This is a genomic window from Streptomyces sp. LE64 (assembly GCF_052606915.1).
Window position 1 is genome coordinate 3,437,093 of record NZ_CP199708.1, and the last position, 11,500, is coordinate 3,448,592.

10 protein-coding genes and 1 tRNA gene are annotated in these 11,500 nt (G+C 70.6%); 5 read left to right on the forward strand and 6 right to left on the reverse strand.

Features of this window, described 5'->3' with window-relative positions; translation table 11 throughout:
• The first annotated feature begins 84 nt into the window (after positions 1-84).
• Positions 85-1,020, forward strand: coding sequence for a hypothetical protein (locus ACSMX9_RS15555; RefSeq protein ID WP_445394735.1), 936 nt, complete (start codon positions 85-87; stop codon positions 1,018-1,020).
• Positions 1,021-1,705: 685 nt separating this feature from the next.
• Here the strand turns inward: ACSMX9_RS15555 and ACSMX9_RS15560 are convergent.
• Together ACSMX9_RS15560 and ACSMX9_RS15565 are read right to left on the reverse strand one after the other, a co-directional pair.
• Positions 1,706-2,146 (reverse strand): ATP-binding protein, encoded by a 441-nt coding sequence (locus ACSMX9_RS15560; RefSeq protein ID WP_445394736.1) that lies wholly within the window; start codon positions 2,144-2,146, stop codon positions 1,706-1,708.
• Between the two features lie 46 nt (positions 2,147-2,192).
• On the reverse strand, positions 2,193-2,600 hold the full coding sequence (locus ACSMX9_RS15565; RefSeq protein ID WP_445403000.1) for an NUDIX hydrolase: 408 nt from the start codon (positions 2,598-2,600) through the stop codon (positions 2,193-2,195).
• A gap of 108 nt (positions 2,601-2,708) precedes the next feature.
• Here ACSMX9_RS15565 and ACSMX9_RS15570 point away from each other — a divergent pair, with 108 nt between their 5' ends.
• Positions 2,709-3,497 carry a GntR family transcriptional regulator gene (locus ACSMX9_RS15570; RefSeq protein WP_445394737.1) on the forward strand — a complete coding sequence of 263 codons (789 nt, stop codon included), beginning with the start codon at positions 2,709-2,711 and terminating at the stop codon, positions 3,495-3,497.
• Between the two features lie 65 nt (positions 3,498-3,562).
• On the opposite strand, the gene ACSMX9_RS15575 is transcribed toward ACSMX9_RS15570, so the two are convergent.
• Positions 3,563-3,636 (reverse strand) — tRNA-Gly (locus ACSMX9_RS15575).
• Positions 3,637-4,205: 569 nt separating this feature from the next.
• On the opposite strand from ACSMX9_RS15575, the gene dcd reads away from it, so the two are divergent.
• Both dcd and ACSMX9_RS15585 read left to right on the forward strand, forming a co-directional pair.
• The gene (gene dcd, locus ACSMX9_RS15580; protein ID WP_351245123.1) at positions 4,206-4,781 is read left to right on the forward strand and encodes a dCTP deaminase; all 576 of its coding nucleotides are present in this window, start codon (positions 4,206-4,208) and stop codon (positions 4,779-4,781) included.
• Positions 4,778-5,308 carry a phosphoribosyltransferase gene (locus tag ACSMX9_RS15585; protein WP_366114478.1) on the forward strand — a complete coding sequence of 177 codons (531 nt, stop codon included), beginning with the start codon at positions 4,778-4,780 and terminating at the stop codon, positions 5,306-5,308. Before dcd ends, ACSMX9_RS15585 begins: the two co-directional genes overlap by 4 nt.
• Positions 5,309-5,390: 82 nt before the next feature.
• Here the strand turns inward: ACSMX9_RS15585 and ACSMX9_RS15590 are convergent, their stop codons facing one another.
• The 3 genes from ACSMX9_RS15590 to ACSMX9_RS15600 form a co-directional block, all read right to left on the reverse strand.
• A complete protein-coding gene (locus ACSMX9_RS15590) occupies positions 5,391-6,458 on the reverse strand; it encodes a Yip1 family protein (RefSeq protein ID WP_445394738.1) in 1,068 nt (355 codons plus the stop codon).
• A gap of 112 nt (positions 6,459-6,570) precedes the next feature.
• Entirely contained in the window at positions 6,571-8,103 is a 1,533-nt protein-coding gene (locus ACSMX9_RS15595; protein WP_445394739.1) for an FG-GAP repeat protein, read from the reverse strand.
• A gap of 303 nt (positions 8,104-8,406) precedes the next feature.
• Positions 8,407-10,680, reverse strand: a complete 2,274-nt coding sequence (locus tag ACSMX9_RS15600) for a (Fe-S)-binding protein (RefSeq protein ID WP_445394740.1) — start codon at positions 10,678-10,680, stop codon at positions 8,407-8,409.
• A gap of 215 nt (positions 10,681-10,895) precedes the next feature.
• Between ACSMX9_RS15600 and ACSMX9_RS15605 the strand changes: the two genes are divergently transcribed.
• Entirely contained in the window at positions 10,896-11,456 is a 561-nt protein-coding gene (locus ACSMX9_RS15605; RefSeq protein WP_445394741.1) for an RNA polymerase sigma factor, read from the forward strand.
• Positions 11,457-11,500: the final 44 nt, after the last annotated feature.

Here is an 11,500-nt window from a genome sequence, read left to right on the forward strand (position 1 = left end):
TGCCACTCAGGACCGCCGAAAGCAGGCGACGCCGCCCCTGAAGTGACACATAATCTAGCCAGGGTGACAGGGGAGGGTCCGCACGTGAATACGTTCTATGCGCCACTCGCAGGACTCATTCCGAAAGAATTCGAAGAACGCATACAGGACGAAGATTACAGTCTAGTCCCGCGAAAATGGGACGTTAGCTTTTTCGATTGGGCGGAACTGGGCAGCAAGCATAAACTGCACATCCCGTACACGGTCGGCGACATGCGACTTAAAGGCTGCAACATGGAGCTTGCGATCACCGCAGAATCCATCGAGGAGGCGCAAAGTAAGATCTTGCCTTTTCATGTCATGATGTACGCTCGGGGGATTCACCCATTCTCGGTCCAGTTTGTGTCAAACTATTCCGTGAATGACTATGCGGGAATCAACTCTCGGAAATCGAGTTACGGCCTCGACAGCCTCCCGGAAGGTTTGCGAACTGGCATCACCAGCGCTACCGCGTCGGTGGAGATCTGGGGCGCTCCGTACACCTCCGGCTCTGGATCTCGCAGAGGTGGCCTCACACGGTCGCTGACGCCGGAACTGTTTGCGCAGGTTGTAGATGACGTGCAGCGATGGAAAGAGCTTCGCGATAAGTACCCTGTCTGCCTGTTCCTTGAACGCGTCCTGACTTCTAGCCCTGTCGTCTCTGATACTGGGCAATCACTTCTTCACGTCTGGACTGGCCTGGAATCAATCTTCCCTAAGGTTCAGTCCGAGGTCAGCTTCCGACTCGCTCTTTATCTAGCTCAGCTTCAAGCATCTTTGGGCGATAGGAAAGACTTCTTTCAGCGGGCGAAACGATCGTACGGCGATCGATCGAAGGTTGCCCATGGTGGCGCGATCAAGACCAAAGCCGGAGAGGACCCATGGCTGGAAGCTTGGAGTATTTTGACCCACACGGTGTGCGCGATGCTTGAGCGTCGCAGAGTTCCAACCGAAGAGGAGTTGATCGAAGAGCTTCTAGTGGCAGCTGATGCGAGTAATTGAACTGGCGGCCATGCCGGAGATCTCGTTTCAACCACCACTCACCTGGGAGCCCCACGACGCCCGCCCCACTCCGGCCGGCAGGCGCGAACAGCGCCCCTCCCATCCCGGAGTCTGAGCGCCCCCGCCGGAGGCATCCTCTTGAAGCCGCAGGCTTGGTGCTCGTCTCATGCCCCACGGGCCTACACAGCGGGCGCGCGTCGGCGCAGCGCGGGCGGAGCGGGCCGAAGGCAGGAGCGGCGCCCGGAGCGGAGCCGGGAAGCGCGCCCGGCGGAGCGGAGCGCAGCCGGGGGCCTTGAACCCGTAGAGAAAGTTGTAACTCACCCGGTCAGGCGAGGCCCGAAGCCAGAGGCAGGGCAAGGGAGTTCGGCGGCCTCGAAACCTGCCCGCACCAGGAAAACCACCGGTCTGATGGTCCATACGAGACGGACGTCGGCGTGAGCCATCGTCACGGTGCAGGGTTCGGAGCGGAGGAGGGTCAGCCTGGTGTGCACGCGGCCCTCGGACAGCCAGTGCCATGCTGTGTCGGAAGCGTCCTCGTCCAAGATCGGGAAGATGGTGCGGAGCGTGTCGGCGATCCAGCGGTCTGCTTGGCGTGCCGTGTAGGCGTCGAGGGTCCCCAGTAACGCTGACTGTCGCCGACTGGTGAGGTCTTGCGACCAGCATGCGCACCGGTACCCCCGTCTGGTCACGTCGTCCCGCACGGGCGGCCTTCTCCACGCGGGTCCGCGTACAGCTCCGCCGTGACGGTGTGGCCGTGGTCGCTGTCGTGGACGACGACCCGGTGGGCGATCGCGCTGACCATGCCCAGTCCCCTGCCGTGTTCGGCGTCCTGGTCCTGGTCGTGCCCGACCTTGGGGGTTCCGCCGACGCCCCCGTCGTCGGTCACGGACACCGCGACCACCTGTGCGGAGACGCAGACGGCCAGATGGAAGCTGCCGTGTTCCCGGCCACTCGCGGTGTGGAGGATCGCGTTGGCGCTCAGCTCGCTCACGATCAGTTCGGCGTCGTCGGCCAAGGGTGATCCACGCAGGATGTCACGGGTCCAGCGGCGGGCGCGGCTGACCTCTTCGGGGAATCCGGGGCAGGACAGTCCCCAGACCCTCGATGTACTCGTATACTCGTGCATACAAGTTCCTTCATGCTGGTAGGCCGCCATGTGTAGCGGGTTCGGGCTAGACGAGTTTCACGCCGTCGTGGGCGCGGATGGCGGGCGGGTTCGCCGTGTCGAGTGCGTCCAGAACGCGGATCGCGTACGCCTCGTCGGCGAGTTCGATCACTTCTTCGCGGGTGGCCCACCGCAGTGCGCGGGTCTCGTTTCCGACGGCAGGTGTGCCGTCGGCGGCCTCGCAGCGGAAGACCAGCGAGACGATGAGGCCCTTCATGTTCTTGTAGACCCCGGTGAGCGTCGCGGGAAGCATGATCTTGATGCCGGTCTCTTCGAGGACTTCGCGTTGCAGTGCCTCGGGTACGGTCTCCTCGCGTTCGAGGACTCCGCCTGGCGGTTCCCAGTGGCCGTTGTCACGTCGCTGGATCAGCAGGGCCCGGCCCTGGTCGTCCACGATCACCCCCGCGACGCTCACGGAGTGCGGACGGTCAGTGCTCACGTTCCACGGGCCCTCTCAGCTGACTAGGCTCTCCACCGTAGCAACAGGACCCAGCTACTCGTCTAGACGCCTAAAGGAGTACACATGCCTTCGATCCCCTCGAACGTGCTCGGGGTGCTCGACCCCACGAGCGACCGTGCGGTGTTCCGGCAGATCGCTGACCAACTGCGTGAGGCGATCGACCGCGGGCGGTTCAAGGAGGGGGAGAAGCTGCCCTCCGAAGCCGAGCTCGTGGAGCACTACGGGGTGTCCCGGATGACGGTGCGGAACTCCTTCTCCGTCCTCCAGGGGGAGGGCCTGGTGCACGCGGAGCACGGCAAGGGCGTGTTCGTGCGGCCCCGTCCGCCGGTGCGGCGGCTGGCCTCGGACCGGTTCGCCCGCCGTCACCGCGAGCAGGGGAAGTCGGCCTTCATCGTGGAGGCCGACGCGGCCGGCAGCCACCCCCAGGTCGACGGCTTGGAGGTGAAGGAGGAGAAGGCGAGTCAGGACGTCTCCACCCGGCTCGGCTCGGTGCGGCGGGTGCTGGCCCGGCGCCGCCGCTACCTCCTGGACGGTCGGCCGGTGGAGTTCGCCACCTCGTACCTCCCCCTCGACATCGCCCGCGGCACACCCATCGCCGAACCCAACCCCGGCCCCGGCGGGATCTACGCCCGACTCGAAGAACTCGGCCACCGCCTCGACCACTTCGAGGAGGAGATCCGTGCCCGGATGCCCTCGCCCGCCGAGGTGAAGACGCTCCGACTGGCCTCCGGCGTCCCGGTGATCCACCTGATCCGGACCGCCTTCGACACCGAGGGCCGGGCCGTGGAGGTCTGCGACACCGTCATGGCGGCCGACGCCTATGTGCTGTCGTACCGACTCCCGGCAACGTGACGATCCCCGAGTCGGCGGCGGAGGGGCAGCGAAAAGGCCCGGGTCGACGACCTGGGCCTTGACTGTGGAGCGGGTGACGAGAATCGAACTCGCGCTCTCAGCTTGGGAAGCTGATGTTCTACCATTAAACTACACCCGCGAGTGCAACCGGCTGAACCGGTGATGCATCGCCGCTCACTCTACCCCATCCCCGTCACCAGGTGTTCCCGCCTGTGCGGCCCGGTGTTGCGGCGTGCCGGACGGGGGTGCGGGCGGCCGGAGTTGGGGGCGGTACGGTGGGCGCGCGCGGAGCGTGCGGGTGGGGTCCCCCGGTGCCGGAGCGCCGTCCGGGAGACGTTCTGTTCGTCCCGTATTGTTCCGCTTCGTACCGGCCTGGTGGGCGTCCAGGTGGCTGCCCGGACGGCCGGCGTCAGACGCGGCTCGTGGGAAGGGACTCGAAGGACTTGATGGAGCGCACCGTGGTCCGTTGTGCCGAAGGGCACGTGTTCAGCACCGCTACGTTCCCGATGCAGCAGGCCGGGCGACTCGGCCCCGGGCGGCTGCTGCGCTGCCCCCGCTGCGCGCGGCTCCGCAGCGCCGTTCCGGTGCCTCCCGGCAAGCGGTAGCCCCACGGCGCGGGACCGGCGGACGGGTTCCGCCGGTCGGCCCGCCGGTGCGCCGATCTGCCCGGCGGCGCGTTCGGCGGGCCGCACTGCGTATCCTCGGGGGGTGCTTCTCTCAGACAAGGACATCCGGGCCGAGATCGACGCAGGACGGGTGCGCATCGACCCGTACGACGAATCGATGGTGCAGCCGTCGAGCATCGACGTACGGCTGGACCGCTACTTCCGGGTGTTCGAGAACCACCGGTACCCGCACATCGACCCCTCGGTCGAGCAGGCGGACCTGACCCGGTTGGTGGAGCCCGAGGGCGACGAGCCGTTCATCCTGCACCCGGGCGAGTTCGTGCTCGCCTCGACGTACGAGGTCATCTCGCTCCCCGACGACCTGGCCAGCCGGTTGGAGGGCAAGTCCAGCCTCGGGCGGCTCGGACTGGTGACCCACTCGACGGCCGGGTTCATCGACCCCGGGTTCTCGGGGCACGTCACGCTCGAACTCTCCAACCTGGCGACGCTGCCGATCAAGTTGTGGCCCGGGATGAAGATCGGGCAGCTGTGCATGTTCCGGCTCAGCTCGCCGTCCGAGTTCCCCTACGGCACCGAGCGCTACGGCTCGCGGTACCAGGGCCAGCGCGGCCCGACCGCCTCGCGCTCCTTCCAGAACTTCCACCGGACCCGGGTGTGAGCGGCGAGGCCGCGACGGGCGGCGGCGTGCGCGAGAACCTCAGCTACGAGCGGTTCGGCACCGCCGTCCGCGAGCTGGCGCAGACCATCGCCGACGACGGCTACCGGCCCGACCTGATCCTCTCCATCGCGCGCGGCGGGGTCTTCGTCGCGGGCGGGCTGGCGTACGCGCTGGACTGCAAGAACCTGCACCTGGTCAACGTCGAGTTCTACACCGGTGTCGGCACCACGCTGGAGATGCCGGTGATGCTGGCGCCGGTGCCGAACGCGATCGACTTCACCGACAAGAAGGTGCTGATCGCCGACGACGTCGCCGACACCGGCAAGACGCTGAAGCTGGTGCACGACTTCTGCCTCGACCACGTGGCGGAGGTGCGGTCCGCGGTCGTCTACGAGAAGTCGCACTCGCTGGTGAAGTGCGAGTACGTGTGGAAGCGCACCGACGAGTGGATCAACTTCCCGTGGAGCGTCGAGCCCCCCGTCCGCCCGACGGGCGCCCCGGTCACCCCGTCCCGTGAGGCGCTGTAGGGCCACCGGCCGACGGTACGGCGACGGCCCGGGCGGGAGTGATCCGCCCGGGCCGTCGCCGTACCGTCGTCGTCCGGTCGGGTCAGAAGGTGCCCAGCTTGATGATCGACAGCAGGGCGACCAGCTGGATCGCCGAGGCGCCCAGGGCCTTCGGCCAGGGCAGGTCGTGCGACTTGCTCACCATCAGCGTGAACAGCGCGCCGGCCGCGACCCAGGTCGCCCAGCCGACGATCTGCACGAAGGGCGCGTCGCCGCCCAGGAACATGGCGAACAGCAGGCGCGGGGTGTCGGTGATGGCCATGATCAGCATGGAGAGGCCGACCGTGGGCTGCCAGGCGCCGTCGCCGCCGAGCTGCCGGGCCAGGGTGTGGGTGACCGCGCCGAGCACGAAGGAGCCGATCACCATGACGACCCCGGTGATCAGGACGTACGGCACCGCCGAGGACAGCGTCGAGTCGAGCACGTCGGTGCGGGCCTCGTCGAAGCCGAAGACCGCGAGCATGCCGTAGAGGAAGGCGACGACCAGGGCCGGGCCCCACACCGCGTAGTCCCGCATCCGCAGGAAGGTCGCGGAGGGGCGGGTGACGATGCCCGTCAGTAGCTCCTTCCAGGGCAGCGGGGGGCCGGCCGGGGGCGCCGCGGCCTGTCCGGCGCGGTAGGTCCCGCCCTGCTGGTAGGGGTCCTCGCCGACGGCGAACGCCTGGGTGTGGCCGGGGTTGTTGGCGGCGTACGGGTCGGGTCCGCCGTGCTGCTGTTGCTGGTGGTTGCTATCGCCGAAGTACTCGGGTTCGCCGTGGCCGCCCGGGCCGTGACCCTGGGGCTGGGGCCAGCCCCCGCCGGGCCCGGCGGGCCGCCCGTGGTCCTGGTACGGGGGTTGGCCCCCGTACTGCTGGGGCTGCCCGTACGGTGCCTGACCGTGGGGGCCGCCGCCCGGGCCGGGCGCGGGCGGGCCGCCGTACGGGGGCCGGGGGGCCTGCTGTCCGTACGGCTGCTGCTGCGGGGGCTGCTGCCCCCGCCCCTGGGGTGCGCGGTTGTTGTCCCGGCCGCGTCCGATCCTGAATCCAGCCACGTCCTCGAACGTACCCGGTCCGGCGTGGCGGCGTGCCGGAGCGGGGCCCCGGCAGGGGGGTTTGCGGCCGAGCTGTGACATCCCCTAAGGGGGCCGGGAGCGGGGCTCGTTCGGGCGGGTGAAGGGGGCGCGGGCGCTCCTTCGGGGGGCGTAGTACCCGAGGGGGACGCCCCCGGGTACTCGGTGCGCCGGCCTACTCGTCGATGACGGCGCCGAAGCGGCCCGCGTCGGAGGCGGGGCGGCCCGCGCCGAAGGCGGTGGCGCCCTCGGCGGTGACGCCGCCGGGGGCCGCGGGCAGCAGCCACACCCGTCCGGCGTCCCGGTCCTCGCCGGGCGCGGCGACCAGCAGGGCGTACTGTCCGCGCCGGTCGGGGCCGGTGAAGCGGAGCTGCTCGCCCCAGGCGTCGCCGCGCTCGGCCCGGCCGGGCAGGTGCCGGGAGTCCTGGGTCCAGTGGGAGCTGCCGCGGCCGGTGAGTCCGGTGGCGGAGCCGCGCAGCACCCACACCGCGCCCGCGTCGGCGGTGGCGCCCACGTCCTCGCCGGCCGCGCCGACCGCGACGTCGGCGTAGCCGTCGCCGTCCGCGTCGGCCACGGACACGTCGCTGCCGAAGCCGTCGCCGGCCTCGTCGACGCCGGCGACGCCGGGGGAGTCCTGGGTCCACCACTGGGGGCGGGCGGAGGGGCCGTCCGGTCCGCCGTAGCGGACGGTGATGCCGCCGCCGTGCCGCAGCGGGCCGCCCGCGTGGGCGGGGTGTCCGGAGACCAGGTCGTCGTAGCCGTCGCCGTCGATGTCGCCGGAGGCGGCGATCTGACCGCCGGTCAGCTCGCGGGCGAACACGGGGCCCCGGGCGCCGCCGGTGTAGTAGGCGGAGCGCGGGTGGGCGGGCGAGCCGTCGCCGCGCACTCCGGTGACGACGAGGTCGGCGAGGTCGTCGCGGTTGTAGTCGCCGGTGGTGAGGGCGCGCGGGAGGAGGGCCCGGCCGCCGGTGAGCGGGGCGCGTTCGATCGGCTTCGCGCCGGCGCGCACGGCGGCGTGAGTGCCGGCGGTGCCCATCGGGGCGATGCCGCCCGGGGTGTCGCCGCCGGGCGGGCCGCCGTCGACGGGCGGGGGCACCGGGGCCCAGGTGAGGCGTTCCAGGCCGCCGGTCCCGGAGCCCACGACCAGCAGGTCACCGGGGTGGGCGGCGCTGAAGCGGGCGGCGGCGAGGGCGGTGCCGAACCGGGCGCCGGGGCGCAGTTCGCGGGCCCGGACCCAGGTGGCGGAGCCGGTGAGTCCCTCCGGGCCGCCCCACAGCACGGTGACGCCGCCCGCGTCCCGGCGGCCGCTCAGGTCCTCGCCGGGGGCGGCGACGACCAGTTCGTCGTGGAGGTCGCCGTTGAGGTCGCCGGTGGCGAGGGCGGCGCCGAAGCGGTCGCCGCGCTCGGGTTCGCCCGGTATGCCGGGGGTGGCCTGGTTGATCCGGACGGAGCGGGCGGCGGCCGGGCCGCGCTCGGAGCCGTAGCGGACGGTGACGTGTCCGGCGCCGCGGGCCCCGCGGACGGTGGCCTCGGGTGCGGCGATCACGGTGTCCTCGTGGCCGTCGCCGTTGAAGTCGCTGTTGCGGTCGTGGGCGTACGTCCCGCCGGGGGTCCCCGCGTGGGCCGGGGTCGCCACGGTGAGGCCCGCCCCGGCCGCGAGGAGGAACGAGGCCGCGGCGAGAGCGGTGGCCGATCGTTTGTTGCGCACGTACAGCTCCTGTGGAGGATGGGTGTCCGGGCGGGCGGGGGTGGTGGCGGGGCCCGGTCCCGTCCGGCCTCTGTTCGACTGGGGGGCCCGCCGGAAGGGTTGCACGACACCCCGGTGCGCGTACGGCGTTGGCGGTACCGGTCGTACGTCAGGGGGCGGGACGGGGGAGGTGCGGGGAGTCCGCCCGGCGTACGACCGATACGTCCGGCTGTGGGTTTCCGGGGCGGGGTGGCGGGGCAGGCGCGGGGCCGGGTCCACCGCGCGGGGTGGACCGGGCCCGGGGGGCGTGCGCAGTGGTACGGGTCAGGCCGCGGGCTCCGGTTCGGGGGCGCCGGCCTCGGCGGGGCCGCCGGCCGGCGGCTCGTCGGCGGGCGTCCGCACCGATTCCAGCAGGAGTTGGGCGACGTCCACCACCTGGAGCGACTCCTTGGCCCGGCCGTCGTTCTTCTTGCCGTTGACCGAGTCGGTGAGCATCACCAGGCAGAACGGGCAGGCGGTGGAGACGATGTCCGGGTTCAGGGAGAGCGCCTCGTCGACCCGTTCGTCGTTGATGCGCTTGCCGATCCGCTCCTCCATCCACATCCGGGCGCCGCCGGCGCCGCAGCAGAAGCCGCGTTCCTTGTGGCGGTGCATCTCCTGCTGCCGCAGGCCCGGGACCTTGTCCATGATCTCGCGCGGGGGCGTGTAGACCTTGTTGTGCCGGCCGAGGTAGCAGGGGTCGTGGTAGGTGATCAGGCCCTCGACGGGGGTGACCGGGACCAACCGTCCCTCGTCGATGAGGTGTTGCAGCAACTGGGTGTGGTGGATGACCTCGTACTCGCCGCCGAGTTGCGGGTACTCGTTGGCGATGGTGTTGAAGCAGTGCGGGCAGGTGGAGACGATCCGCTTGGCGGAGGCGGGCTTGCGGGTGCTCTCGTCCTCGTCGTCCTCGCCGAAGGCCATGTTCAGCATGGCCACGTTCTCCTGGCCGAGTTGCTGGAACAGCGGCTCGTTGCCGAGACGCCGGGCGGAGTCGCCGGTGCACTTCTCCTCGCCGCCCATGATGGCGAACGAGACCCCGGCCGTGTGGAGCAGCTCGGCGAACGCCTTGGTGGTCTTCTTCGCCCGGTCCTCCAGGGCGCCGGCGCACCCCACCCAGTACAGGTAGTCGACCTCGCTCAGGTCCTCCAGGTCCTCGCCGACGACCGGGACCTCGAAGTCGACCTCCTTGACCCACTCCAGGCGCTGCTTCTTCGCCAGGCCCCAGGGGTTGCCCTTCTTCTCCAGGTTCTTGAGCATCGTGCCGGCCTCCGAGGGGAAGGCGCTCTCGATCATCACCTGGTAGCGGCGCATGTCGACGATGTGGTCGATGTGCTCGATGTCGACGGGGCACTGCTCGACGCAGGCGCCGCAGGTGGTGCAGGACCAGAGCACGTCCGGGTCGATGACACCCTGCTCCTCGGCGGTGCCGATCAGGGGCCGCTCGGCCTCCGCGAGCGCGGCGGCCGGCACGTCTCCCAGGGCCTCGGCGCTCGCCTTCTCCTCGCCCTCCATCGTCTTGCCGCCGCCGGCGAGCAGATAGGGCGCCTTGGCGTGCCCGTGGTCGCGCAGCGCCATCACCAGCAGCTTGGGGGAGAGCGGCTTGCCGGTGTTCCAGGCGGGGCACTGCGACTGGCAGCGCCCGCACTCGGTGCAGGTGGAGAAGTCGAGCAGGCCCTTCCAGGAGAAGTGCTCGACCTGGCTGACGCCGTAGACGTCGTCCTCGCCCGGGTCCTCGAAGTCGATCGGCACGCCGCCGGAGGTCATCGGCAGCAGTTCGCCGAGCGCGGTGCCGCCCTCGGCGCGGCGCTTGAACCAGATGTTGGGGAAGGCGAGGAAGCGGTGCCAGGCCACGCCCATGTCGGTGCGGAGCGCGACCGTGATCATCCAGATGAACGAGGTGGAGATCTTGATCGTCGCGAACAGGTAGACGAGGTTCTGCTGGGTGCCGACGTCCAGTCCGCGGAAGGCGGCCACCAGCGGGTACGACACCAGGAACGCGGCGGTGTACCCGTCCACGTGGTGCAGGGCGCCCTCCAGCCCGCGCAGCACCAGGATCGCGAGGCCGATGACCAGGATGACGTACTCGACGAAGTACGCCTGGCCCATGTTGGAGCCCGCGAAGCGGGACTTGCGGCCGGCCCGGCCCGGCAGCGAGAGCTGACGGATCGCCATCAGCACGAGGATGCCGAGGACGGTGAGGGCGCCGATCAGTTCGGTGAAGACCTCGTAGGGCGCCCAGGTCCCGATGAGCGGCAGGGTCCAGTCCGCCCGGAACAGCTGCCCGAAGGCGTGCACCAGGGTGAGGACGAGGGTGAAGAAGCCGATCGAGACGAACCAGTGGGCCACGCCGACGACGCCCCACCGGTTCATCCGGGTGTGCCCGAGGAACTCCCGGGCCACCGTCAACGTCCGCTGCTTCGGATCGTTCGTCCGGGTGCCGGCGGGGACGTCCTGGCCCAGGCGCACATAACGGTAGATCTGGCCGACGGCCCGGGCGAACAGGGCGACGCCGACGGTGGCGAGCACCAACGACACGATGATCGCGGCGAGTTGCATGGCGGCTCCTCGGGCCTGCGAATACAGATTACTAAGCGGTAACTTATGGGGTCTGTCTGAGGGTACCCAGTTATCGCCCCGGGCTGTAGCCAGCCCGCCGGTGATCTCCGTCGCTGGGGTCCCCCGGGGACCTCCCCGCGAACTCCTACCCCCGCTGTGGCGCGGATCACGACCCGCCCGCGAACCGGTCGGCCCGCCCGGAACGACGAGGGGGCGTGAGGGACGAACCGGAGGACGCGCGCACCGACGCCGAACTGCTGGCCGCAGTGGCCGAAGGGGACCGGCGCGCGTTCGAGGAACTCTTCCGCGCCCTCGCCCCCTGGCTGAGGACCCGACTGCGCCGGCGCTGCGCCGACCCCGTCCTGGTGGACGAGGTCGTCCAGGACGTCTTCGTCGAGGTCTGGCGCCGGCGCGAACGGCGCACCGGCGGCCCGCCTGTCGACGACGTGAGCGGCTGGCTGTGGCGGGTGGGACAGCGGCGACTGGTCGACGCGCTACGGGCCCGGGAACGCCGGGGGCGCCTCCTCGGCCGACTGCGGGGACTCCCGCGCCTCCCCGCCGACTCGGCGGAGGACGAACTCCTGGCCGAACTGGGCGGCGGCGCCCTGGCGGCTGTCGCCCGCCTCCCCGACGAACTGCGGTCCGTCGTCCGGGCCACCGCACTCGAAGGACTCACGGTCCGGGAGACCGCCGACCGACTGGGCATCCCGCCCGGCACCGTCAAGTCCCGGGCCCACCGCGCCCGCACCCTGCTCCGACGCCACCTGTCCCCCTGAACCGAACGCCGACGACGTCCACGGGGGGCGCCGTCGACCTCGGC

Excerpts from the sequence above, each read along its gene's own strand:
- ACSMX9_RS15590 (WP_445394738.1), bottom strand. The coding sequence starts at position 6,458 with ATGTCACAGCTCGGCCGCAAACCCCCCTGCCGGGGCCCCGCTCCGGCA.
- ACSMX9_RS15560 (WP_445394736.1), bottom strand. The coding sequence starts at position 2,146 with ATGCACGAGTATACGAGTACATCGAGGGTCTGGGGACTGTCCTGCCCC.
- ACSMX9_RS15600 (WP_445394740.1), bottom strand. The coding sequence starts at position 10,680 with ATGCAACTCGCCGCGATCATCGTGTCGTTGGTGCTCGCCACCGTCGGC.
- ACSMX9_RS15570 (WP_445394737.1), top strand. The coding sequence starts at position 2,709 with ATGCCTTCGATCCCCTCGAACGTGCTCGGGGTGCTCGACCCCACGAGC.